Origin of the sequence: Rhodococcus sp. T2V (assembly GCF_029269925.1) — a bacterium.
Classification (GTDB): domain Bacteria; phylum Actinomycetota; class Actinomycetes; order Mycobacteriales; family Mycobacteriaceae; genus Rhodococcus_F; species Rhodococcus_F koreensis.
In genome coordinates this window covers 1-514 of sequence record NZ_JARJBD010000384.1, presented here as the reverse complement: position 1 = coordinate 514, position 514 = coordinate 1, and the positions used below count along the sequence as shown (strand labels likewise).

Below are 514 nucleotides of genomic sequence, written 5' to 3'. Positions count from 1 at the left end.
TTCAACCCGGCGTCGAGGTACGGGCGGATCTGCGCGACCGCCTCGTCCGGATCCGACGCCACGATCCACCGCTTCGCGACCTGCTCGATCGGCAACGCATCCGCCGCCTTCTCCATCTCGATCGGATCCTCGATCGAATGCTTCTGCTCCGGCGTCAACGACAACGGCGCCCAGAACCGCGTGTTCTCGAGCGCCAACTCCGGATCCGTGTCGTACGAAATCTTGATCTCGATCATCTTGTCGATCTCCGCGACATCCCGCTCGGCCTTGGCCGCCCCCTCCGCGACCGCCGGCATCAACTTCTCCGTGTACAACTCCATGCCCTTACCGGACGTGCAGATGAACCCGTCACCGCTACGACCGGCGTACCGGGCCACCACCGGGCCGCCCGCCGCGATGTACACCGGGATCCCGCCCTCGGGCACGTCGTAGATCGACGCCCCCTTCGTGGAGAAGTACTCGCCCTCGAAATCGACCCGGTCACCGAGCCAGAGTTCCCGCATCAACCGGACCG

General features: G+C 65.4%; 1 protein-coding gene. It reads right to left on the bottom strand.

Annotation, left to right across the window (positions count from 1 at the left end; translation table 11 throughout):
- Nucleotides 1-514: LLM class flavin-dependent oxidoreductase (locus P3H15_RS54495; RefSeq protein ID WP_276144900.1), on the bottom strand; the 514-nt coding region annotated here is incomplete at both ends.